General features: G+C 37.8%; 20 protein-coding genes. 9 read left to right on the top strand and 11 right to left on the bottom strand.

What is annotated here, in order from left to right; translation table 11 throughout:
* Positions 1 to 13: 13 nt before the first annotated feature.
* Positions 14 to 2,545 carry a DNA gyrase subunit A gene (gene gyrA, locus ML462_RS07565; protein WP_240713202.1) on the bottom strand — a complete coding sequence of 844 codons (2,532 nt, stop codon included), beginning with the start codon at positions 2,543 to 2,545 and terminating at the stop codon, positions 14 to 16.
* Positions 2,546 to 2,792: 247 nt separating this feature from the next.
* On the opposite strand from gyrA, the gene ML462_RS07560 reads away from it, so the two are divergent.
* Both ML462_RS07560 and ML462_RS07555 read left to right on the top strand, forming a co-directional pair.
* Positions 2,793 to 5,348, top strand: a complete 2,556-nt coding sequence (locus ML462_RS07560; RefSeq protein ID WP_240713536.1) for an ATP-dependent Clp protease ATP-binding subunit — start codon at positions 2,793 to 2,795, stop codon at positions 5,346 to 5,348.
* Positions 5,349 to 5,458: 110 nt separating this feature from the next.
* Positions 5,459 to 5,833, top strand: coding sequence for a DUF7793 family protein (locus ML462_RS07555; protein WP_240713201.1), 375 nt, complete (start codon positions 5,459 to 5,461; stop codon positions 5,831 to 5,833).
* Here ML462_RS07555 and hutH read toward each other — a convergent pair.
* Both hutH and ML462_RS07545 read right to left on the bottom strand, forming a co-directional pair.
* Positions 5,830 to 7,335: a histidine ammonia-lyase gene (gene hutH / locus ML462_RS07550; RefSeq protein ID WP_240713200.1), complete on the bottom strand. Its 1,506-nt coding sequence runs from the start codon at positions 7,333 to 7,335 to the stop codon at positions 5,830 to 5,832. The two genes, ML462_RS07555 and hutH, sit on opposite strands and share 4 nt — an antisense overlap.
* A gap of 119 nt (positions 7,336 to 7,454) precedes the next feature.
* A complete protein-coding gene (locus tag ML462_RS07545) occupies positions 7,455 to 8,963 on the bottom strand; it encodes an NAD(P)H-hydrate dehydratase (RefSeq protein WP_240713199.1) in 1,509 nt (502 codons plus the stop codon).
* 128 nt (positions 8,964 to 9,091) lie between these two features.
* Between ML462_RS07545 and gcvT the strand changes: the two genes are divergently transcribed.
* The 4 genes from gcvT to ML462_RS07525 all read left to right on the top strand — a co-directional run bounded on the left by gcvT (position 9,092) and on the right by ML462_RS07525 (position 12,195).
* Entirely contained in the window at positions 9,092 to 10,174 is a 1,083-nt protein-coding gene (gcvT, locus tag ML462_RS07540) for a glycine cleavage system aminomethyltransferase GcvT (RefSeq protein ID WP_240713198.1), read from the top strand.
* 5 nt (positions 10,175 to 10,179) lie between these two features.
* Positions 10,180 to 10,995 carry a sugar nucleotide-binding protein gene (locus ML462_RS07535; protein ID WP_240713197.1) on the top strand — a complete coding sequence of 272 codons (816 nt, stop codon included), beginning with the start codon at positions 10,180 to 10,182 and terminating at the stop codon, positions 10,993 to 10,995.
* Positions 10,996 to 11,084: 89 nt separating this feature from the next.
* Positions 11,085 to 11,372 carry a 4a-hydroxytetrahydrobiopterin dehydratase gene (locus tag ML462_RS07530; protein ID WP_240713196.1) on the top strand — a complete coding sequence of 96 codons (288 nt, stop codon included), beginning with the start codon at positions 11,085 to 11,087 and terminating at the stop codon, positions 11,370 to 11,372.
* Between the two features lie 94 nt (positions 11,373 to 11,466).
* Entirely contained in the window at positions 11,467 to 12,195 is a 729-nt protein-coding gene (locus tag ML462_RS07525; RefSeq protein ID WP_240713195.1) for a YebC/PmpR family DNA-binding transcriptional regulator, read from the top strand.
* Here the strand turns inward: ML462_RS07525 and ML462_RS07520 are convergent, their stop codons facing one another.
* Complete coding sequence (locus ML462_RS07520; protein WP_240713194.1) at positions 12,196 to 12,735, bottom strand: 1-acyl-sn-glycerol-3-phosphate acyltransferase; 540 nt, start codon at positions 12,733 to 12,735, stop codon at positions 12,196 to 12,198. It abuts the gene before it with no gap.
* A 7-nt stretch (positions 12,736 to 12,742) separates the two neighbouring features.
* Complete coding sequence (locus tag ML462_RS07515; RefSeq protein WP_240713193.1) at positions 12,743 to 13,945, bottom strand: proline dehydrogenase family protein; 1,203 nt, start codon at positions 13,943 to 13,945, stop codon at positions 12,743 to 12,745.
* Positions 13,946 to 14,033: 88 nt separating this feature from the next.
* Between ML462_RS07515 and aroB the strand changes: the two genes are divergently transcribed.
* On the top strand, positions 14,034 to 15,104 hold the full coding sequence (gene aroB, locus ML462_RS07510; RefSeq protein ID WP_240713192.1) for a 3-dehydroquinate synthase: 1,071 nt from the start codon (positions 14,034 to 14,036) through the stop codon (positions 15,102 to 15,104).
* Positions 15,105 to 15,193: 89 nt separating this feature from the next.
* The gene (locus tag ML462_RS07505; RefSeq protein WP_240713191.1) at positions 15,194 to 15,496 is read left to right on the top strand and encodes a hypothetical protein; all 303 of its coding nucleotides are present in this window, start codon (positions 15,194 to 15,196) and stop codon (positions 15,494 to 15,496) included.
* 72 nt (positions 15,497 to 15,568) lie between these two features.
* On the opposite strand, the gene ML462_RS07500 is transcribed toward ML462_RS07505, so the two are convergent.
* From ML462_RS07500 to ML462_RS07475, 6 genes are all read right to left on the bottom strand, one after another.
* Complete coding sequence (locus ML462_RS07500; protein ID WP_240713190.1) at positions 15,569 to 16,117, bottom strand: type 1 glutamine amidotransferase domain-containing protein; 549 nt, start codon at positions 16,115 to 16,117, stop codon at positions 15,569 to 15,571.
* A gap of 115 nt (positions 16,118 to 16,232) precedes the next feature.
* Positions 16,233 to 17,228 (bottom strand): YihY/virulence factor BrkB family protein, encoded by a 996-nt coding sequence (locus tag ML462_RS07495; protein WP_240713189.1) that lies wholly within the window; start codon positions 17,226 to 17,228, stop codon positions 16,233 to 16,235.
* Positions 17,228 to 17,746 carry a DinB family protein gene (locus ML462_RS07490; protein WP_240713188.1) on the bottom strand — a complete coding sequence of 173 codons (519 nt, stop codon included), beginning with the start codon at positions 17,744 to 17,746 and terminating at the stop codon, positions 17,228 to 17,230. The genes ML462_RS07495 and ML462_RS07490 overlap by 1 nt, the downstream gene beginning before the upstream one ends.
* Entirely contained in the window at positions 17,747 to 20,320 is a 2,574-nt protein-coding gene (locus ML462_RS07485; protein WP_240713187.1) for a phosphoenolpyruvate carboxylase, read from the bottom strand.
* 93 nt (positions 20,321 to 20,413) lie between these two features.
* Complete coding sequence (locus tag ML462_RS07480; protein ID WP_240713186.1) at positions 20,414 to 20,893, bottom strand: Lrp/AsnC family transcriptional regulator; 480 nt, start codon at positions 20,891 to 20,893, stop codon at positions 20,414 to 20,416.
* A gap of 72 nt (positions 20,894 to 20,965) precedes the next feature.
* Positions 20,966 to 22,129 (bottom strand): M14 family zinc carboxypeptidase, encoded by a 1,164-nt coding sequence (locus tag ML462_RS07475; RefSeq protein ID WP_240713185.1) that lies wholly within the window; start codon positions 22,127 to 22,129, stop codon positions 20,966 to 20,968.
* A gap of 280 nt (positions 22,130 to 22,409) precedes the next feature.
* Here ML462_RS07475 and ML462_RS07470 point away from each other — a divergent pair, with 280 nt between their 5' ends.
* The gene (locus tag ML462_RS07470; RefSeq protein ID WP_240713184.1) at positions 22,410 to 22,829 is read left to right on the top strand and encodes a helix-turn-helix domain-containing protein; all 420 of its coding nucleotides are present in this window, start codon (positions 22,410 to 22,412) and stop codon (positions 22,827 to 22,829) included.
* The last annotated feature ends 6 nt before the right edge of the window (positions 22,830 to 22,835 follow it).

The following is a 22,835-nucleotide window of genomic DNA, read 5'->3' as shown; positions in this document are numbered from 1 at the left end:
TTGGTTTATTTAATTATTCTTCACTATCATCTACAATAGTTGTGCCATTTGCCGATTCTTCGCTGCCTACGGGCTTTTCGGCATCTTCCATGTTGTCTACATCATCCTCATCATGAAGTACTTTTGCCACTGCAGCGATAGCATCGTTCCCTTTTAAGTTAATTAACCTAACACCCTGGGTTGCACGGCCCATTACGCGTAGATCTTCTACAGCCATACGTATAACGATACCCGATTTATTAATGATCATTAGATCATCTACATCGGAAACATTCTTAATAGCGACAAGTTGTCCTGTCTTCTCGGTAACCGAAATGGTTTTAACTCCCTTTCCTCCTCTGTTAGTAATACGGTAGTCTTCTAAACTTGAACGTTTACCATATCCATTTTCAGAAACTACAAGGATATCAGATTCAAAATCGTTTACAGAGATCATCCCTACAACTTCATCGTTATCATCGGCTAGGGTTATACCTCTAACTCCAGATGCGTTTCTTCCCATTGGCCTGGTTTTGCTCTCCTCAAATCGAATTGCCTTACCACTTTTTAGACCAAGCATCACCTGGCTATTTCCTGTAGTAAGTTTCGCTTCAAGAAGTTCATCACCCTCTTTGATAGTGATCGCGTTAATTCCGTTGGTACGAGGGCGAGAATATCTTTCCAGTCTGGTCTTTTTAACCTGACCTTTCTTAGTAGCCATGATCACGAAATGATTGTTTACATACTCTTCATCTTTAAGATCCTGAGTACAGATAAACGCATTCACTTTATCCTCCGGCTCAATATTGATAAGATTTTGAATAGCTCTTCCTTTCGAAGCCTTACTTCCCTCAGGAATTTCATATACCCTCATCCAGTAACACTTACCATTTTGAGTGAAGAATAACATATACTGGTGGTTAGTCCCAACAAACAAATATTCCAGGAAATCTTCATTTCTTGTATTTGTTCCTTTCTGACCAACTCCTCCTCTATTCTGTGTTTTATACTCGGTAAGTGAAGTTCTTTTAATGTATCCTGCGTGAGAAATGGTAATTACTACTCTCTCATCTGGGATCATATCTTCAATACTTAGATCTCCTCCGGCATATTCTATTTGAGAACGTCTTTCATCACCGTACTTCTCCTTAACCTCTATCAGTTCATCCTTGATCACCTGCATTCTTCGCTCCTTACGGGCCAGAATATCCTCAAGATCTTCAATCAATTTAAGAATGTCGTCATATTCAGCTCTTAACTTATCCTGCTCCAGACCGGTAAGTTGCCTTAACCTCATTTCCACGATGGCCTTAGCCTGAACCTCAGAAAGTTCAAAGCGCTCCATCAACTTGTTTCTGGCTTCATCAGCATTCGAAGATGCCCTTATAAGTGCAATTACTTCGTCTATATTATCAGAAGCAATAATTAAACCTTCCAGGATATGAGCACGATCCTTGGCCTTTCTAAGTTCAAATTCAGTTCTACGAACTACCACATCATGCCTGTGCTCTACGAAATGATGGATAATATCCTTAAGATTCAACATCTCAGGTCTTCCATTCACCAGGGCAATATTATTTACACTGAAGGAAGACTGCAAAGCAGTGTGCTTAAATAATGTATTAAGAACGATATTAGGAATTGCATCTCTTTTAAGCTGGTAGACGATTCGCATCCCGTTACGGTCAGACTCATCCCTAATAAGACTTATCCCTTCTATTTTCTTTTCATTAACCAGGTCGGCTGTTTTCTTGATCATATCAGCCTTGTTCACCTGATAAGGAATTTCAGTGATCACAAGGTATTCCCTTCCGTTCACCTCTTCCATATGAGATTTTGCGCGCATTACTACACGTCCACGACCTGTTTTAAATGCCTCTCTAACCCCATCATAGCCATAAATAATTCCGCCGGTAGGAAAATCTGGCGCTTTGATGTGTTCGATCAATTCGTCAATCTCAATATCGTTGTTATCGATATAAGCCACGGTTCCATCGATTACTTCAGAAAGGTTGTGCGGTGGCATATTGGTAGCCATACCTACGGCGATACCACTTGCTCCATTAACCAGAAGATTTGGCACCCTGGTTGGCATCACTACTGGCTCACTTAAAGAGTCATCAAAGTTAAGCTGGGTATCAACGGTCTCTTTATCTATATCAGCAAGCATATCCTCACTAATCTTACGCATTCTTGCCTCTGTATAACGCATTGCCGCGGGACTATCTCCATCAACTGAACCAAAGTTACCCTGTCCATCTACAAGCATATAACGCATACTCCAGTGCTGAGCCATTCTCACCATGGTATCATAAACAGAAGAATCGCCATGTGGGTGATACTTACCAAGTACTTCCCCTACAATCCTGGCAGATTTTTTATATGCCCTATTGGAGAGAACTCCCAGTTCGTACATTCCGTACAAAACCCTTCTGTGTACTGGTTTTAACCCGTCCCGTACATCTGGTAGTGCACGTGACACAATGACCGACATCGAATAATCGATGTAGGCTGATTTCATTTCATCTTCAATGTTGATAGGAATTAGCTTTTCTCCTTCAGCCATACTTAAAAATTTAATTTATCTCAAAAAATCTAAGGGGCAATTTACATATTTTATCGTTTTTTATAGGTACTCAGGCCTTAGTTCACCTTCTTTTTATTAACAAATTTTTATTGTGTTTTGGTTAATAAGTTCACTATTTTACACTTTGAAAATTGAAAGTAATTTTGTCACTTAGCTACTAACTCCTTATTAGGTACAGTTTTTGACCTAATTCGAGTGAAAATAAAATTTGAGAAAGGAAGATAAAATGGATGATAATTTTTCACCAAGAGTAAAAGACGTTATTGCTTACAGTAAAGAGGAGGCATTAAGACTTGGTCACGATTTTATAGGGACAGAGCATCTTATGCTTGGTTTGCTGAGAGATGGCGATGGCAAGGCCATAGATATATTAACCGCTTTAGACGTTGACCTTAGTCATTTGAGACGTAAGGTTGAAATTCTAAGTCCTGCCAATCCTAATACAGTCACTATTAGTAACGAGAAAAGAAACCTGCACTTAACCAGGCAGGCTGAACGCGCATTGAAAACAACATTTCTGGAAGCAAAGCTTTTCCAGAGTTCCAATATCAATACTGCGCATTTGTTGCTATGTATATTAAGAAACGAAAACGACCCTACAACTAAACTACTTAATAAATTGAAAATTGATTACGACGGAGTAAAAGATCAGTTTAAATATATGATCGCCAGCGATGAAGATGATTTCTCTGACAGCCCGTCGGCAGAATCGTTTTCAGATGATGACGGTGGAGATGAAGCCACCAGAGAGAATCCTTTCAGCGGAAGCGGTAGCACAGGAAAGACTTCGAAAAAATCTAAAACACCAGTTTTAGATAATTTCGGTAGAGACCTTACTGCGTTAGCCGAAGCAGACAAACTTGACCCTGTAGTGGGGCGGGAAAAAGAAATTGAAAGGGTTTCTCAAATTCTAAGCAGAAGAAAGAAAAACAACCCCCTATTAATTGGGGAGCCAGGTGTAGGAAAATCTGCCATCGCAGAAGGTCTTGCTTTGCGTATTGTGAAGCGTAAAGTTTCTAGAATCCTCTTTGATAAAAGAGTGGTTACCCTGGATCTTGCCAGCTTAGTGGCAGGCACGAAATATCGCGGTCAGTTCGAGGAACGCATGAAGGCGGTGATGAATGAACTCGAAAAGAATGACGATATTATTCTTTTCATCGATGAGATTCATACCATCGTTGGTGCCGGAGGAGCAACAGGAAGTTTAGACGCCAGCAATATGTTTAAACCTGCTCTGGCCAGGGGCGAAATTCAATGCATTGGTGCCACTACCCTGGATGAGTACAGGCAGTATATTGAAAAGGACGGAGCTCTTGAAAGGAGATTTCAAAAAGTGATCGTAGAACCAACTACGGTGGAGGAAACTATCGAGATTCTGAATAATATCAAGAATAAATACGAAGAACATCATAATGTTCGATATACAGATGAAGCTATTCATGCTTGCGTTACGTTAACGAATAGATATATGACAGACAGATTCCTTCCAGATAAGGCAATCGATGCTTTAGATGAAGCTGGATCCCGGGTTCATATTACAAATATCGATGTTCCAAAACAGATCCTAGAACTGGAAAGGAAGCTTGAGGAAGTAAGAGAAAGCAAAAATTCTGTTGTTAAAAAGCAGAAATACGAAGAAGCAGCCAAATTAAGGGATGATGAAAAAAATCTTGAAAAAGAATTAAGCATCGCTCAGGAGAAATGGGAAGAGGAATCTAAGAAACACAAGGAAACGGTTTCAGATGATAATGTTGCCGATGTGGTTTCCATGATGACAGGAATTCCAGTAAATAGAATAGCTCAAACCGAAAGCAATAAATTGGTAGAGCTTCCGAAGAAAATCAAAGGAAAAGTAATTGGTCAGGATGAAGCTGTAGGTAAGGTTGTTAAGGCAATTCAACGTAACCGGGCCGGTCTAAAAGACCCTAATAAACCTATTGGCTCATTTATTTTCTTAGGCCAAACCGGAGTTGGAAAAACCCAGTTAGCCAAAGTACTTGCTCGTGAACTATTCGACAATGATGACGCACTTATTCGAATAGACATGAGTGAATACATGGAAAAATTTGCGGTATCTCGTTTAATTGGAGCACCTCCGGGATATGTAGGTTATGAAGAAGGTGGCCAGCTGACTGAAAAGGTTAGAAGAAAGCCATATGCAGTAATACTACTCGATGAGGTTGAAAAAGCCCACCCCGATGTATTCAATATGTTGTTACAGGTTCTGGATGATGGATACCTGACAGATAGTTTAGGTAGAAAAATAGATTTTAGAAATACAATCATCATAATGACCTCTAATATTGGAGCGAGAAAACTTAAAGATTTTGGACAGGGTGTTGGTTTTGGAACTTCGGCCCAGAAATCTCAGGTAGATGACAATGCCAGAAGTGTTATTGAGAATGCTCTAAAGAAGGCCTTTGCTCCGGAATTTCTGAACCGTATTGATGATGTGGTAATTTTCAATACTTTGGAGAGAGAGCATATTCACAAGATCATCAATATCGAATTAGAAAAATTATTTGAGAGAATTCATGGTCTTGGATATGACTTAAGCCTAAGCGACAAAGCCAAAGATTTTATCGCTGAAAAAGGTTTCGATAAACAATATGGTGCAAGACCTTTGAATCGTGCAATTCAGAAATATATTGAAGATGCCCTGGCCGAAGAGATCATTAATTCGAAATTAAAAGAAGGAGACGTGATCAAAATGGACCTGGATGAAAATAAGAAGGAGTTGACTATATCAATTGAAAAATCAATTAAAGAAACCGAATCTTAGTAAATTCAATATAAACAAGATAAAGAGCCACTTTAAAAAAGGTGGCTTTTTATTATATATTTTCCCTGATTATTAATTTAATTTACGGGTGTTTTTAGACCCTACACAAAATGCTACCTAAGGAGATTGAATTAGACTTTGGATCAGTCTATATACACGAAAATATTTTAATCGCTAAGCTTAACGAAGGGATTCTTTTTGACGTTGAATCGAATCAAAAGCTTCTTGAGCTGGGCTCTCAAATATTCAAAGACGAAAATTACGGATATATTTCACATAGGGTCAACTCCTACGCTGTAGATCCTATGGTATACTTTGAGTCTGCAAATAAATTCAACCTTAAAGCAATTGCCGTGGTCAGCGAAAACGAAATTACACGCCGTAACGCTGAAGAGGTTGAAAAAAAGTTTTACAGAAACAGTAATTGCTTTAAGGTATTTCAAACTCTGGAAGAAGCGGTAGAATGGATCAAAACAAGGATCTAGTCAAGAAAATCTTCAATTTCGAAATCTTCAACAAACTTTTTAGCCTTTTGAATGTAAGGTGCCATCGTCCTGTCTTCTGTAAGAACAGGAACAGTTTCCCTGAAATTATCAATAACTTCAGTTAATTGATCTGAAGTTTTTGCCGGCTCTCTAAAATGAATAGCCTGGGAAGCATTAAATAATTCTATAGCCAATACTGAATTAAGGTTCTCTACTACCTTCAAAAGTTTTGTAGCACTATTAGCCCCCATACTCACATGATCTTCCTGGCCATTAGATGACACGATCGAATCGATCGAAGCTGGACTTGATAATTGCTTATTCTGACTAACAATACTTGCTGCCGTATATTGCGGGATCATAAATCCGCTATTCAATCCAGGATTTTCCACAAGGAAATTAGGAAGCCCTCTCAATCCAGAAACAAGCTGGTATATTCTTCTTTCTGAAATATTTGCCAATTCAGACAGAGCGATCGCAAGATAATCCAGACCTAGTGCTAATGGTTGTCCATGAAAGTTACCACCAGAAATGATCTTATCTGCTTCAATGAAAATATTTGGATTATCTGTTACCGAATTAATTTCGGTTTTCAAGGTTTTTCTTACAAAGGATAACGTATCCTTGGATGCTCCGTGCACCTGTGGAATACACCTGAAAGAATAAGGATCCTGCACATTATCTTTTTCAGATTCGGCAATTTCACTACCGGCAAGAAAATTTCTTATTCTCTCTGCTGTTTTCACCTGTCCCCTATGCGGCCTTACCAGATGAACCAGTTCATCATAAGGTGAAAGATTACAATCGAAAGCATCTATGGAAATTGAACCAATCAGATCAGCCATGTACGAAAGCTTATAAGCCTTGAGTAAGGCATAAACCCCGTGAGCACTCATAAACTGGGTTCCGTTCAATAATGCAAGACCTTCTTTACTTTGAAGCTTTACCGGATTCCAGTCCATTTTCTCAAGCAATTCCTTACCGGAAATAACCTGATCTTCAAAATAGATTTCACCATCGCCAATTAAAGGCAAAGCAAGATGGGCTAATGGAGCAAGATCACCAGAAGCTCCCAGAGAACCCTGCTCGTAAATTACCGGTAAAAAATCATTATTAAAAAGTTCTATAAGGCGTTCTACAGTTCCAATGGCAACTCCTGAATTTCCGTAGCTTAAAGACTGTATCTTAAGTAATAACATCAATTTAATGATAGGCTTGGAAACCCTATCTCCAGTACCACATGCATGAGATCGAACCAAATTTTCCTGAAGTTCGGTTAGCTTTTCTGAAGTGATCTTTACATTACAAAGCGCACCGAATCCAGTGTTTATTCCATAAACCGGTGTGTCACTGTCTTTTATTTTCAGGTCCAGATATTCTCTGGATTTCTGAATATTTAATCTAGACTCATCACTTAAAGCCAGCTTTTTCTTGTTTTTAATAATATCATGTATATCTACAAGATCTAAAACTGCGGAACTTATATAATGATGATTTTGCATTTTACCAGTTATTTTGTGGATTGCAAAAATCTTATTTCAGATAAAAGATTCCAAATAAATAGAAGTTTAAATAGAAAGAATTTCAACAATTCTTAATTTTTTTCTGAATCATCTAAAACTTAGGTATACAGTTCTTTTATCGCCTTCCCCATATTGCTTGCTATTTCACCAGCCAGCACTCCTTCAAATCCCATTTCTTTCGCTGCTATATCTCCAGATCTACCATGTAAGAAAACTCCGAGAATCGATGCAATAACAGGGTCATAACCCTGACCGATAAGAGAGGTGATCACTCCAGATAGCACATCACCACTACCCGCTGTCGCCATTCCCGGATTACCGGAATTATTGATATAAACATTATCTCCCTGAATTATAAAAGAATGAGCTCCTTTTACCACCACTATAATTTTATATTTTTTACTGAAAGATCTAACCAGTTCAAGTTTTTCAAAATCATCTTTCCAGCTCCCAATCAATCTCTGAAGTTCTCCAGGATGTGGAGTAAGAACAGAATTTTCAGGAAGTAGGTCTATAAGGGATTTATTTTGTGCCAGTAAGTTCAACCCGTCTGCATCGATTACCACAGGACTATTCACTGAATTCAATAGGTCTTCCAGGGCTGCTTTAGCTTTGTTTGAAGTTCCCACTCCCATTCCAAAACATACTACATCAGCATCAAATGTGTTGGGATAAGCATTCAGCAAATGGTTCTCCTTATCTGTCAAAACCATGGCTTCAGGCAAGGCGGTTTGAACGATATCATAGCCACATTTTGGAATATAAAGACTACACAAACCGCTTCCGGTTCTTAAGGCCGAAGTAGCCGTAAGAAGCACGCTCCCGATTTTACCATAACTCCCCCCAATTATAAGGGCGTGACCATAATCTCCTTTATGGGTATTTGTTTTTCGAGGTTTATACAATTGAATAGCCTCTTCTTTATTGATCAACCTGTAGTTTGAATCAACTTTAGCCAAAAATTGTTTATCAAGTCCTATATCCAGAATTTGAAGATTTCCTACATAATCCATAGTAGCGGGAAGAAAAAACACCAGCTTTGGAGTCTGGAAGCTCAGTGTGAAATCAGCTTCAATGATAGAAGCATTTTCGCCTGGAGCCTTATCAGAAAACAAGCCACTAGGCATGTCAATTGCAAGAGTAAATGCTTGCGAATTATTAATGTGTTCTACAAGTTTAGCAACCCAGCCCTCTATTGGCCTGTTCAATCCTATTCCAAAAATCGCGTCAATTACAAAATCTCCAGTTCGTATTTCCGGGAAATTTGCTTCATTTTTGATCATTTCCGGCCAGTCATCAGTAACTTCTTTCAATTTCTCATAATTGGAAAGAAAATCGTCTGACCTTTTATCGCTATAATTTACGATATAGACATTTACATGATATCCATGCTGAACAAGATGCCGGGCGATCACCAATCCATCTCCCCCATTATTCCCTATTCCGCAGAATATCTTAATTGGAATTGGAGCACCTTCAAGCCTTTTATGTATTTCATTAAAAACAAGGGTAGCCGCCCTTTCCATCAATCCTTCTGAAGAAATTTCCTGCTTTTTTATAGTCTCTTTATCAGCTTGAGAGAGTTGCTCCGCGCTTAGTATTTTCATAAACTTTTAAATCTTCTGCTGTTCACCTATAAACTTAAGAATTCAGTTTAAATATAAATCCATAAAAAGCCCAAATAAATATTGTATTCTTCCCGAATTGAATAAATTTGCGCAAATTTTTGAAAATAATGAAAGAAATAGCCCTATCTGAAAAGCATAAAGAATTGAATGCAAAAATGGTCCCTTTTGCCGGGTTCAACATGCCTGTATCTTATGAAGGAGTAAACATTGAACATGAAACGGTGAGAAAAGATCTTGGTGTATTCGACGTTTCCCATATGGGTGAATTTCTAATTTCAGGAGAAAATGCTCTTGATTTGATCCAGAAGATAAGCTCGAACGATGCGTCAAAACTCGTAGATGGAAAGGCACAATATTCATGTATGCCAAATGATGATGGTGGTATCGTTGACGACCTTATAATTTACAGGATAGATTCTGAAAAATATTTACTGGTGGTAAACGCCTCCAATATCGAAAAGGACTGGAACTGGATAGCACATCATAACACGATGGATGCTACTATGAGAGACATGAGTGATGAAATGTCTTTACTCGCCATTCAGGGGCCAAAAGCTGCTGAAGCAATGCAGTCCCTAACAGATATTGATCTGGTAAATATGAAATTCTATACTTTTGAAATGGGAACTTTTGCCAATGTAGACAAGGTGATCGTTTCAGCTACCGGTTATACAGGAAGCGGTGGATTCGAGATCTATTTCAGAAATGAAGATGCCGAGCAAATCTGGGATGCGGTTATGAATGCTGGTAAGGATTTTGGAATTAAGCCAATAGGCCTTGCAGCAAGGGATACCTTAAGACTGGAAATGGGTTATTGTCTATATGGAAACGATATAGATGACACTACTTCACCTATTGAAGCTGGCCTTGGCTGGATCACCAAGTTCACAAAGGAATTCATCAATAGCGAAGAGCTAAAAAAACAAAAGGAAAACGGACCAGCACGTAAACTTATAGCTTTTGAACTGGATGAAAGAGGAATTCCTCGCCAGGGTTATGATATTGTAGACGAAAATGGTAAGAAAATTGGAGTAGTAACTTCGGGAACCATGTCTCCATCACTTGAAAAAGGAATTGGGCTGGGATATGTACCAACCGAGATAGCAGGAGTAGGAAATAAAATTTCAATTCAGATAAGAAAAAAAGTAGTTCCTGCTACTCAGGTAAAGCTGCCCTTCTATAAAGGCTAATTTATTTGAAACGAATACTCATCTTAGGAGCTAGCGGATTTATAGGCAATGCCTTATATAAAGAGCTATGCTCCTATTTTGATACTCATGGAACCTATTTTACTGAAAATGAGTTTTTCGAAGCCAATCATCAGTTTCATCACTTCGATATGGAGACTGAAAATATCGAGATTCTGCTTGAAAATCTAAAACCAGATGTGATCATTTCCTCACTTCGAGGAAATTTTGACGCACAGATCGCCACTCATTTTTCAATAATTAACCATATAATTAAGCATAATGCAAAACTTATCTTTATAAGTTCTGCCAATGTTTTCGATGCTTTCACTAACTTCCCCTCTTATGAATATGACAAAACTCTAAGTCTTAGCGTTTATGGGAGGTTTAAAATTAAGATCGAAAACGCGTTATTAAGATTACCTAACCATCAATACAATATCCTTCGTTTACCCATGGTATTCGGAAAATCCTCTCCCAGGATCAAGGAAATTCAAACAATTCTTGATCTCGGAGAATCCCTGGAGGTATTCCCTAATGTGGTTATTAATGCTACCGAAATTTTAAAGGTTACTCAGCAGGTGCATTATATCATTAACAGAAACCGGCAGGGCGTATTCCATCTGGGAAGTACAGATCTTATCCATCAAAGGGATTTTATTCAAGATCTATGTACAGAAATGGGTTACGAAAATCCACTTTTTAAGAATGTGTATGATTCAAATTATGACAGGTTCCTGGCGGTCCTGCCTAAGGACAATAAATTACCAAAGAATCTTCAGATCTCGATTAGCCAGGTAATTCAAGCTTCCACCAAGGCCTGACTGCTGTTAATCTTATAATAAAGAATAGGGATCTTCTTTTATTTCAGTGCTTAATTTCTACCTTTAAGTATAACCAAAAGATAAAGACAATGAAAAAATTATCTGATGACGAGATTCAAATTAAATTAAAAGATCTTGACGGATGGACTTACTCGAAACAAGCCATTCATACTTCCTTTCAATTTGAGAATTTTAAGGAAGCCTTTACGGTAATGACCAGAATAGCTTTTGAGGCGGAAGCCCAGCAGCATCACCCTAATTGGGGAAATGTTTATAATCAGCTGGAGATTTCTTTATCTACTCATGATGCAGATGGTGTCACTGAGAAAGATTTCAAGTTAGCCCGAACCATAGAAGAAATAATCGAGGCAAATTAAAAGCCTGTATAACTCCTTAAAATCAGCTCCTAATTTTACAATGTGTTTTAGGAGCTTTTTTTATATTTTTGCCCGAGTCTAATTTTGATCTACCATGGGAAGAGCATTTGAATTCCGAAAAGCACGAAAAATGAAACGCTGGTCTGCAATGGCCAAGGCATTTACCAGAATTGGTAAAGATATAGTGATGGCTGTGAAGGAAGGTGGACCAGACCCAGATACAAATGCTAAACTGCGGGCTGTTATTCAAAACGCGAAAAGCGTTAATATGCCTAAAGATAATATCGAAAGAGCAATAAAACGTGCTTCCGATAAATCACAGGGAGATTATAAGGTAGTGCTTTTTGAAGGCTATGCGCCGCATGGAATAGCCATTTTAGTAGAAACAGCAACAGACAATAATAACCGTACCGTAGCAAACATTAGGTCCCATTTTAATAAGTGCGACGGAAACCTGGGAACTTCCGGATCTGTTGAATTCATGTTCGATCATACCTGTAATTTCAGGATCAATTCTGAAGGTATAGACCCAGAGGAACTAGAATTAGAACTGATAGATTTTGGAGCTGAAGAAGTATTTGAAGATGAAGATGGAATTCATATTTATGCACCTTTCGAATATTTTGGAGCCATTCAGAAAGAACTTGAAAATCGTGAAATCGAAATACTTTCTTCGGGATTTGAAAGGATCCCACAAGTGACTAAAAGTCTTAATGCAGAACAAACCGAAGAAGTAGAAAAATTATTGGAAAAACTGGAGGAAGATGATGATGTACAAAATGTATATCACACTATGGAATCTTCTGAAGAAACCAAAGACTAATTAAAAGTTCTCAGGGATCTTTCCCTGAACTCCATTATAATAACTGAATATCTCCTTATAATCTTTATCAAAATCTCCGGAAGGCCAGAAAGGCTCGGAGATTTTTACTTTTTTAACGCCATAGTCGAATGAGACCCTAATAATTGGCACTTCAGCCTTTAGAGCGATATAATAGAATCCCGTTCTCCATTTTTCAGTTTTCTGTCGGGTTCCCTCGGGTGACATCGCTAGTCTGAACACTTCTCTCTCCCTGAATATTTTGGCTATTGCATCAACCTTTTTCTTTTTACCACTCCTATCTATTGGTGCACCACCTACCATTTTGAAATACCAGCCAAATGGAGGTTTAAACAGCTCCTGTTTCCCCACAAAATTGATCTGAACGTCCATGATCTTACGTACGAGAATTCCAATAAGGAAATCGAAAGAAGCAGTATGTGGAGCAACAATTACCACACATTTCTTTACGGCAGGATCAAAATTGTTCTCGAGCTTCCAGCCCAATACATTAAAAAAAACAAATTTTGCAAACCACCGCATTGCTTAGTTATTCTCGATGGTGTTTTGTAGATTCATCACCTTTACGCCTTTTTCTCTCCTCGCGTAATAAGGATAGTTCCCTTCCTGTTTGACCCTTCACTGAAGTATTTTCCTGTGCTCTTCTTAAAAGGTAAGGTACCACATCTCTCACCGGGCCGAAAGGAACCAGTTTCACCGCATTATATCCTTTCCTGGCGAGATTATAGCTAATATGGTCACTCATCCCGTATAGCTGACTAAACCAGATTCGCTCATCATCTATAGACAAACCTTTATCTTCCATGATCTGTAATCCCAGGTAACTACTCACTTCATTATGGGTACCAATGAACACTGAAATCTCTTCCAGGTGATTAAGACAATAAGAAAGGGTACTATTGAAATTAACGTCTGTTGCCTCTTTACTTTCGCAAATTGGAGAGGGATATCCCAGTTTTTTAGCCCTGGCGTTTTCCTTTTCCATATAGGCACCCCTTACGATCTTGGCGCCAATTTTGAATCCTTCTTTCTTCGCTTTTTCGTGCAGTTCTTTTAAATAATCTAGACGATCCCAGCGATAACATTGAAGGGTATTGTAAATAATTACCTTTTCTCCGGTGTTATACTTCCGCATCATTTCTTCCATAAGGTCATCAGCGGCAGTCTGCATCCAGGTTTCTTCTCCATCTGCATACAATCTCACGTTTAATTCATGTGCCTTGCTGCATAGAGTATCAACACGTTTTTTAACCCTCTCCCACTCTTCTTTCTCATCTTCAGAAAGGTTGATTTTTTCACTTACTTTTTCCCAAATCTCAAACCTACCAATCCCGGTTGGCTTAAACATGGCAAACGGAACTTCTTCTCTTCCTTTGGCATATTCAATAAGGCTTAGTTTCTTTCTCATTGCCGCATCGAACTCCTCCTCAGTTTTCTTGCCTTCCACAGAATAATCCAAAATACTGTGTAGATTTTCATCATACATCTCATTGGTAACCGGTTTGCAATCCTCTTCGGTCACACCCCCACAAAACTGCTCGAAAATGGTCTTTTTAATTAGAGTTTCAACAGGTAGATGAAGCTTAAGTGATAATTTAGTAAGAGCCGTACCTGCTTTTACCAGGGTTGGACGGTTCATCATACTAAAGAGGAATATTGCTCTGTCAAGTTCAGTATTAGACTTTAATTTAAAAGCCGATTTTGTATTGTTGAATATTTTCTTTCTTATCATCTCTAATTATTAACCGAGCAAATATAATTATTGAATATGATTTAATTCATAAATTCTATTTAATTTCCCCCGCATAAATGCTAATAAAATGAATGATTTTCCCGTCTCCCTAAACCCTGTTCTTTATGCTGAAAATGCCTACTTAAAACTCAATGAATTTTTGAGAAAAGAGGAGCCTTCTAAAATTTTCATCTTGGTGGATAGTAATACACATTCATGCTGTCTTTCTAAATTTCTACAAAATCTGGAAAAAGATATCGTTACAGAGGTGATCGAAATTGAAGCAGGTGAAGAATTTAAGAACCTTCAAACCTGTGAAGGAGTATGGAACGTACTATCTGAACTGGGCGCAGACCGGAAAAGCCTGATGATTAACCTTGGCGGTGGCGTTGTAACCGACTTGGGTGGTTTTGTTGCTTCCACTTTTAAAAGAGGCATACCATTCATTAATGTTCCCACTACCCTTTTGGCCATGGTAGATGCTTCGGTTGGAGGTAAAACAGGCGTAGATCTGGGGAATCTAAAAAATCAGATCGGTGTTATTATTCAGCCTGAAATGGTCCTGATAGATTCAGCATTTCTCCAAACGCTTTCTTCTAAGGAAATGAGAAGCGGACTTGCAGAAATTTTAAAACATGGGCTTATTGCGAATGAAGAGTACTGGAATAAGGTGACCGATCTGGCAAATCTTGATCTTTCAGATCTAGATGAGATCATCAGGGAATCTGTAGATATCAAAGCAAAAGTAGTGAAGGAAGATCCTTATGAAAAAAACCTACGAAAAACCCTTAATTATGGTCACACCCTTGGTCATGCCATAGAATCTTTCTGTTTAACCAGTCCCAACCGGAGCAAATTACTTCATGGGGAAGCGATCGCTGCGGGAATGATCCTTGAAACTTTTTTATCTACTGAACTTGAAGGCTTTCCTCAAAGAAAGCTGGAACAAGTATCCAAAGTGATCACAGATCTTTATGGAAAAGAAGAATTCAATTCCGATGAGATATCAGAAATAAAGAACCTTTTAAAATTTGATAAAAAGAATGAGAAGGGCAACGTTAATTTTGTTCTTCTTAAGGATATCGCCAAGCCAGTAATAGACATCATTGTACCAGACCAGCTTTTGGACAAAGCATTTGACTTCTATTCAAACAACTGATTATTAATATCTTGAAAGAAAAAATAATTAATAATTATGTTTTTTGATAATTTACTTTTTTATTTATACTTGCATAAACCAATTATACTATGAAAAGGATAATCGTAGATTACAAAAAGCTCACTCCTGAAATTTTAAGCCTGTTGGTAGACAAGTATCCTGATGGATATGATGATGACCACGTTATCTCTTTCAAGAATGCCAAGAACGAAACTGTAGATGCGGTAGAGGTACGAACAGAAGATACTGTTTACCTGGTAAAAGTGAGTACCCGTCTTGAACATACTATGGCTAAGTTTGATGAGGATGACTATGATGATTCTGAATACAACGATCCTATTGTGGACATTCCCGAAAAGAATGAGGAGTCAGATGATGATGACGATAAATAAAATGACATCATATATAATTAAAAAAGGAGCGCGAAGGTGCTCCTTTAATTTTTAGCAATTTTTTAAATTTTCCTATGCATGCTGAAGATCATGCTTACCTTCCTTAATTTCTTCAATTACCTTTGCATTGAAAGCAGGAAGATCATCAGGATTTCTACTGGTTACAAAAGCTTCATCTACCACTACTTCTTCATCAACCCATAGTGCACCTGCATTTTCAACATCCTTCCTAATAGAACTGAAAGAGGTCATGGTCCTGCCTTCAACAACATCTGCACTAATCAGTGTCCAGGGCGCATGGCAAATAGCTGCAACGGGCTTACTTTGCTTAAAAAAGTCTCTTACGAATATTAAAGCAGACTCTTCCCTTCTTAGCTTATCTGGATTAATTACTCCTCCCGGAAGAACAAGCGCATTATAATCCTTTGCTGAAACTTCATCAAGAGTAAAATCTACATCAAAATCTTTTCCCCAGTTATCTGTATCCCAGGATTTGATCTTTCCCTTTTCAAGACTCACGATATCTACTTTGAATCCTTCTTTCTCCATTGCCTCTTTTGGAGAGGTTAGTTCGATTTCTTCAAATCCATTTGTGGCTAAAATTGCAATTCTCTTTTCCATAATAATTTTCATTTTTTTAGTTCACCCAAAAATAATCATGAACTAGATGAAAATGTATTAAGAGGCTACTAAAACTAAGGGTTCAAGAGTTAAACCTTTATTAAGGATGAAAATTTTAGGTCTTCGAATTTTCCTGCTCATCAATATCCAGGTGTGATTTTAATTTATCGAGGATACGTTTTTCGTCCTTTAACTCCATTTTTCGCTCCTCCAGTTTTGCCATTTCCTGATAAATCGCTGGCTCACCAAATCTATTCGGAACAACTTTTTCCCTGCGAAGTAAAGCATATTGTACAGTGAATTCGGCGCCGAAGAACAGAATCAAACAGGTAAAATAAACCCAAAGTAATATTAAGACAACAGATGAGGCGCCGCCGTAAACCGAACCCGGAGAACTTTGCCCGAAATAAAAGCTAATGAGAGTCTCTCCTATCAAAAACAGGACGGTTGTTAATGCCGCTCCTACATAGGTGGTTCTAAGCCGGATCTTAATATCAGGCAGTAACTTAAAGATCGCAGCAAACAAGGTCGTTATAAATAAAAAAGAAAGACTATAGTTGGCGATTTCTATCATGAATTCGGTTACATTAGGAAAGATGCTCTCAACTTGTCCCGCAACCATCTTTAATAATGTAGAGACAACCATGGCGATGAGCAATAACAGGCCAAGAACGAATATCATTCCTAACGAGATGACACGATCCAGCACCAGCCTTAAAAAGTTGGTTCTTTTCGCTGCCACATTCCAGATATTATTCATGGCGATCTTCAACTGAAAGAATACCCCGGTAGCACCAAATATCAGCATGGAAAAACCAAAAATAATGGTTAAAGTAGAATCCTGGTTCAAAGCAGCATTCTCGATCATAGCCTCAACCGCGTTGGCTGTATCCCTCCCAATAAAATCACCTATTTCTCCGGTGATACGCCCCTGTACAGCCTTCCTGCCATAAAAGTAACCTGCTATACTTACAATAATAATCAATAACGATGGCAGAGAGAACAGGGCATAATAAGCTATTGTAGCGCTACGGGCATAGGCACCATTCTTCTCCCAGCTTAAATAGGATTTTTTTAGAAGCTTCAGAAATACTCTAAAAGCCTTCCACATTAAAGATACCTGTTTTGAATAATTTCGCGATGATGTAATGCATGACCCTGAATGATGAAACCAATAGCCCTGGGAGATGTATTCACGTCATTCATATTTCCAATTATTTTCAACATCTTTTCTGAAAAGCTTTGAAAAAGAATATTGCTTGATTTCCTTACTGCTTCAAATTCATCGATCAGTTCTTCGCCGGTACGGTTTTCTGCCCCTGAATTCAGAACAAATAGATCATGATCGAAACCCGGTAAGGAATTCTGGTCATTTCTGGCGAAACACAGTGCGCGATATTGAAAAATCCTTTCAGAATCGATAATATGTTGAACCATTTCCAAAAGACTCCATTTTTCAGGCTGATACCGATGACTCCATTTATTTGCTGGAATAGATCTGAAAAACTCAAGCATTTCAGCCGTATTTTTATTCAAACCTTGAACCAATTCGGTTTCATCATCCAACCTGTTTATATAACCCGCGTAAAATTCACCGAATTCACCATTTGTTAATTGAGATTTTTTCATTTAAGCAGAATTTCTACTGGCATTAATATTTCCATATAAAGATCTGGTAACGATCTTTTCATAAATCTCCAGTTTTTCTTCATTGTTTGCCTCATCCTTACTCAAATGCTGAATTTCGCGAAGAGCATGTTGCTGAATGGTAAGCAATGGAAGAACTATACGCTCCCTGGCCTCTATAGAAGCTTTACCAGCAGGCTGGTTTTGCATCAGTTTCTCGTAACCAGTAACTTTCAGAAGCATTTTCTTGGACCTTTCGAATTCCTCATGGATCAATTCCCAGAATTCTCCAAACTCCTCATCATCTTTCATATAAGCAGTTAAAGGAAAGAATGACTTTGTAAGACTCATCATGCTGTTTTCAAGAAGGGTCCTGAAAAACTCCGAATTGTCGTATAATTCCTTCACCTTATCGAATTTCCCTTCTTTTTCGAGTTTTTCCATAGCCGTGCCCACTCCGAAAAATCCTGGAACATTTTGTTTCAACTGGCTCCAGCTTCCTACAAATGGTATCGCCCTAAGGTCAGACAGGTTTAATTCGGCAGATTTATTTCTCTTGGATGGACGGCTACCTATATTAGTCTTAGCGTAATATTTTAAGGTACTCATCTTCTCCAGGTAAGGGATGAATCTAGGATGCTTCTTGAAATTGGTATAGGTTTCATAGCTGATCTCGGCAAGCTCTGTCATGGTTTTCCTATCCTCCTCTTTTAATTCATTTTTACCGTTACTAAAGATCTCGTTGGAAACACCAGAACTTAAAAGTTGTTCTAAGTTATAAGTACACGAATCCTTGGTACCAAAATTAGAACTAATGGTTTGCCCCTGTACAGTTAATTGAATCTCTTCATTTTCGATAGAAGGTCCCAAAGAAGCATAAAACTGGTGAGTTTTACCTCCACCTCTGGCAGGTGGCCCTCCTCTACCATCGAAGAAGACTACTTTAATTCCATATTCTCTGGATATCTTAGTTAGAGCTTCTTTAGCTTTAAATATACTCCAGTTTGCCATAAGGTAACCACCATCTTTAGTTCCATCACTAAAACCAAGCATTATGGTTTGCTTATTCCCTCTGCGCTCCAGATGCTCCTTATAAACCGGATTGTTGTAAAGTTTTTCCATCACGTTGTGAGCATCCTGAAGATCAGGTACGGTTTCAAAAAGTGGAATTACGTCTACGCTAGGTTTTTCCCAGCCAGTCATTCTAAGGAAAGAAAATGGTTGAAGCACACCCTGTACACTGCCGCAATTACTAATGATATACCTGTTGGCTCCGGGCTCTCCACTTTTCTCCTGAATCTCCTGCATCGCATAGATTGATGAGATAGTAGATTTCGCCATCCCTTCTTCAAACTCGTTGGGATCTATTTTTCCCTGAACCTCACTAAGGATCTTTATTTGCTTCTCATCTTCTAAATCGTTAAAATCTGAAGGTAATAGATCAGGCTTTAATTTTATGATTTCATCTACTACCTCCTGGTGTTTGCTCGAATCCTGACGGATATCCAGAGTCGCAAAATGGTAACCAAAGAGGTTCACTTTGTTTATCATGTCATTAATCTCTTCAATAAATAATGACTGATGCCTCTCTTCTAATATCTTTTTGATTGAATGCAGTTTATGCTTAAGATCTTCAAGTGGTAGTTTAATATCACCAGATCTGGAAATTGCAGAGTCATAAAGGCCTTTTTCGATTTCAGCCATCATTTCGTGAACACCCCTGAAGGTGAGTCTCCTTTTCAACTCCCTAATATCCCTGTAATAATTGAGGAGAACAGTTCTTCTCAATCTTTTGGCAACCCTCAAAGTGATATCTGTAGTAACAAATGGATTACCATCACGATCCCCACCTGGCCAGAATCCAAGATTTATAACCTGATTACCAACATCTTCCCCATCAAAAATATTATTCTGAATATAATTGTGAATCCTACTGGCACTTTGGTAAAATACATTTTCAAAATACCATATAAGGTTCACTGCCTCGTCATAAGGAGTTGGTTTTTCTTTTTTAAAGAATGGTGTTTTCCCTAACTGTGCCAGTAATTGCTTGATCCTAACAAGATCGTTCTCCCTTATTGCATTATCAAGGTCTGTGATAATTCCAAGGACCGTACCCGGATAGAATTGGGTTGGGTGCGCGGTAAGGGTTGGCCTTACTTTAAATCTTTTCAGATAAACCTTAAGTTCATCAACCTTTTGTTTTGCCTCTGCCTCCTCCTTTACACTTCTAAGGGTACCACGTCCATCCATGTTATTAACAATGGAAAAAGATGCATCTTCAATGGCATCAAATAATACAACCTGTCTTTCTATATATTGAATAAATCGAAAAAGAAGATCGATCTTATCCTGTTCAGAAGGATTTTCCCCATACTTATCAAAAAACCGTTCTACGATTTCTGTAGGGTTTTTATTTTCCTTGAACCCGGCTTCGCATATATCCTGAAAAAGAGGAAGCAGCACTCCGGTTTGCTTTATTTCATCATAAGGTAGGGTTAAGAAAATACTGTTATAAACCTGGTATTTAGCCAGCACGTTGTCATTAAATCTATCTAATCTCGGTTCTCTGTGCATATTTAAATTTTTGGATGGTCTATTGCTTTAAAATTATAAAAAAACCCTTTAAACGTAATAGCCTAAAGGGTCTTTAATATAAGTTTAGGATTATTACATTTCCTGGAAAATAGAATGCATCAAACGTTTTTTATCGTTGATACTTTCTTCTAATGATATCATAGTTTCGGTTCTGTAAACTCCTTCAATATCGTCAAGTTGGAAAATGATCTCCTTAGCGTGCTGGGTATTTTTAGCGCGTATTTTACAGAATACGTTAAATTTGCCAGTTGTAACGTGTGCCACAGTAACAAAAGGTATCTCGTTTATTCTCTCCAGCACAAATTTAGTTTGTGAAGTATTTTTAAGAAATACACCCACGTAAGCAATAAAGGCGTAGCCCAGTTTTTTATAATCTAAGGTTAAGGAAGAACCAATAATAATTCCTGCCTCTTCCATTTTCTTTACTCTCACATGAACAGTTCCAGCAGAAATCAAAAGTTTCTTCGCAATATCGGTAAATGGAGTTCTGGTATTCTCGATTAGCATATCGAGAATCTGATGATCTGTTTCGTCTAATTTAAACTTGGCCATTTTCAAGGTCTTTTTTTAATGAACCTCAAAATTAATACAAAATCATTGAATTATTGACAATTAATTCGAGATTTACTCGTATTTAACCCGCAATTCTGTATTATTTATGATTATTTTATCAACTATAACGTTTTCGCCAAATTCAGAACTATTCGCCAATTGGATTTCTTTTCCTTCGGCATCAATTTCACGATGAGCAAAATTTGATATTTTTTTATTCATTTCAACTATTTCCGGAATAAAATCTACCCGCCCTTTCTTTAAAATTTCTTTAAACTGAATAGCGACTTCAGAATCTTCACCCTTTATTTTGGCATTTCTTATCACTACATCATTAAATAGCTTTCTGTTTTCAGGTATTTTAAAATACTCCTGATAAAGACCTGCATCAGGATCGTTGGAAATTTGATAAATACAGGAAATAAGTGCTTTAAATATAAATTTTCGGGTAACTTCCCTTTCATAATCCCCTGGATGGTGTCCGGCCTCAAAAAGAATTGTGGGCGTTGATAAGTTCTGAAATGTATCTCCGGCACAATTGATATTAAATGCATCGCCGTACCTACCAATCCTACCGGGAAGCTCTGCGGACAAATCCTGTGCTATACCAGCAATTACAGCCATACTCTTTTTTCTATACACATCTATAGTCCGCGCTTTATCCATTGAAGGTGTCAGGAAAGACAGGGTGGCAGGTTCAGGTTTTTCACCAGCACTAAAGATAGTACGCTGATCATGCAGATTTAAACAGAAATCCGGTTGTATCTTTTTGTATTGTTCCATTAGCAACTTACTTTCCGGCTGACTAAGATCCTGCATATCTCTATTCAGGTCTACCTGATTGGCGTTCACCCTGGTATATGCCCTGGCTCCATCTGGGCTTAATACAGGAATAATATACAAAGTGCATTTTTGAAAAATCTCAGAAAGCTGAGTATTGTCATCGGCAAGATCATAAGCGTTTAAAAGATCGAATACAGCTTTAGTAGTTGTTCCTTCATTTCCGTGCATTTGAGACCAGGCCAGGATCTTGATTTTTCCCGAACCTAATCTTATTAAACTTATAGATTCACCTTTTACTGAATTTCCAATTTTATCAATTCTGAATTTATCCCCCAATTTTTGCTGGACCAATTCCAGATCTTTATTAGTAATGTACCTCCCGGAAATTTCCTCAATTTTCACACTTAGATAGTAGTCCTCGACAAATAGATTTTCAAGCCTTTTATTTTTCATGTTTACAAAACTAAACAATGTATAATTTACAAATGTAAATGATAAAATTATTTGTTATTGTAAACAAATGTAAACACCAGTCCACACCTGAAGAACGAAGGGATTGGAAAAAATCCAATATAATTTATTTTACAATCTAATAGACTCTTTTTTAGTTATTTACACATATCTATATGAAGTATAAATTTACTTTAAATCAGTCTGTTTACAGATGTAATATTGTTGTTTTGTAAATATTATTTACATTTGTAACAGGACTTTACAACGAAAACATGTTACAATGGTAAACACCGAAAAGTTTGCTTACAGGCTCAATAAGATCCTAGATTTTTATGATCTTTCTGCTGCTTCTTTTGCTGATAAAATCGAAGTTGGCCGCTCCTCGATTTCTCATATCCTATCTGGTAGAAATAAACCTAGCCTGGATTTTGTAATGAAGGTGGTAAAGAATTTTCCTGAGGTAGAATTATACTGGCTCTTAAATGGAAAAGGAAAATTTCCCTCTACTCCAGGAGCTGACCCTCAAATTGAAAAGAAAGAATTAGAAGTTAAAACTGAAGTCCCTTCTTCTTCAGCACAAAATATTCAAACAGCTTCTCCAGAGTCTTTTGCATCCATGCCATCGGGAAAATCCGGAAAGGAAATTCAACGTATCGTGATCTTTTATAAAGACGGTAGTTTTGATGCCTTTGAAAATTGATTATTA

Origin of the sequence: Christiangramia lutea, assembly GCF_022489035.1 — a bacterium.
Classification (GTDB): domain Bacteria; phylum Bacteroidota; class Bacteroidia; order Flavobacteriales; family Flavobacteriaceae; genus Christiangramia; species Christiangramia lutea.
Note: the sequence above shows the minus strand (reverse complement) of the source record. Positions and strands in the feature narration are given on the sequence as shown.

Coding starts and splice junctions, on each gene's coding strand:
- ML462_RS07495 (WP_240713189.1), bottom strand. CDS start 17,228: ATGTGGAAGGCTTTTAGAGTATTTCTGAAGCTTCTAAAAAAATCCTAT.
- ML462_RS07520 (WP_240713194.1), bottom strand. CDS start 12,735: ATGCGGTGGTTTGCAAAATTTGTTTTTTTTAATGTATTGGGCTGGAAG.
- hutH (WP_240713200.1), bottom strand. CDS start 7,335: ATGCAAAATCATCATTATATAAGTTCCGCAGTTTTAGATCTTGTAGAT.
- ML462_RS07490 (WP_240713188.1), bottom strand. CDS start 17,746: ATGAAAAAATCTCAATTAACAAATGGTGAATTCGGTGAATTTTACGCG.
- ML462_RS07545 (WP_240713199.1), bottom strand. CDS start 8,963: ATGAAAATACTAAGCGCGGAGCAACTCTCTCAAGCTGATAAAGAGACT.
- ML462_RS07470 (WP_240713184.1), top strand. CDS start 22,410: ATGGTAAACACCGAAAAGTTTGCTTACAGGCTCAATAAGATCCTAGAT.
- ML462_RS07505 (WP_240713191.1), top strand. CDS start 15,194: ATGAAAAGGATAATCGTAGATTACAAAAAGCTCACTCCTGAAATTTTA.
- ML462_RS07530 (WP_240713196.1), top strand. CDS start 11,085: ATGAAAAAATTATCTGATGACGAGATTCAAATTAAATTAAAAGATCTT.
- ML462_RS07555 (WP_240713201.1), top strand. CDS start 5,459: ATGCTACCTAAGGAGATTGAATTAGACTTTGGATCAGTCTATATACAC.
- ML462_RS07500 (WP_240713190.1), bottom strand. CDS start 16,117: ATGGAAAAGAGAATTGCAATTTTAGCCACAAATGGATTTGAAGAAATC.
- ML462_RS07480 (WP_240713186.1), bottom strand. CDS start 20,893: ATGGCCAAGTTTAAATTAGACGAAACAGATCATCAGATTCTCGATATG.
- ML462_RS07560 (WP_240713536.1), top strand. CDS start 2,793: ATGGATGATAATTTTTCACCAAGAGTAAAAGACGTTATTGCTTACAGT.
- ML462_RS07515 (WP_240713193.1), bottom strand. CDS start 13,945: ATGATAAGAAAGAAAATATTCAACAATACAAAATCGGCTTTTAAATTA.
- aroB (WP_240713192.1), top strand. CDS start 14,034: ATGAATGATTTTCCCGTCTCCCTAAACCCTGTTCTTTATGCTGAAAAT.
- ML462_RS07485 (WP_240713187.1), bottom strand. CDS start 20,320: ATGCACAGAGAACCGAGATTAGATAGATTTAATGACAACGTGCTGGCT.
- gyrA (WP_240713202.1), bottom strand. CDS start 2,545: ATGGCTGAAGGAGAAAAGCTAATTCCTATCAACATTGAAGATGAAATG.
- gcvT (WP_240713198.1), top strand. CDS start 9,092: ATGAAAGAAATAGCCCTATCTGAAAAGCATAAAGAATTGAATGCAAAA.
- ML462_RS07475 (WP_240713185.1), bottom strand. CDS start 22,129: ATGAAAAATAAAAGGCTTGAAAATCTATTTGTCGAGGACTACTATCTA.
- ML462_RS07525 (WP_240713195.1), top strand. CDS start 11,467: ATGGGAAGAGCATTTGAATTCCGAAAAGCACGAAAAATGAAACGCTGG.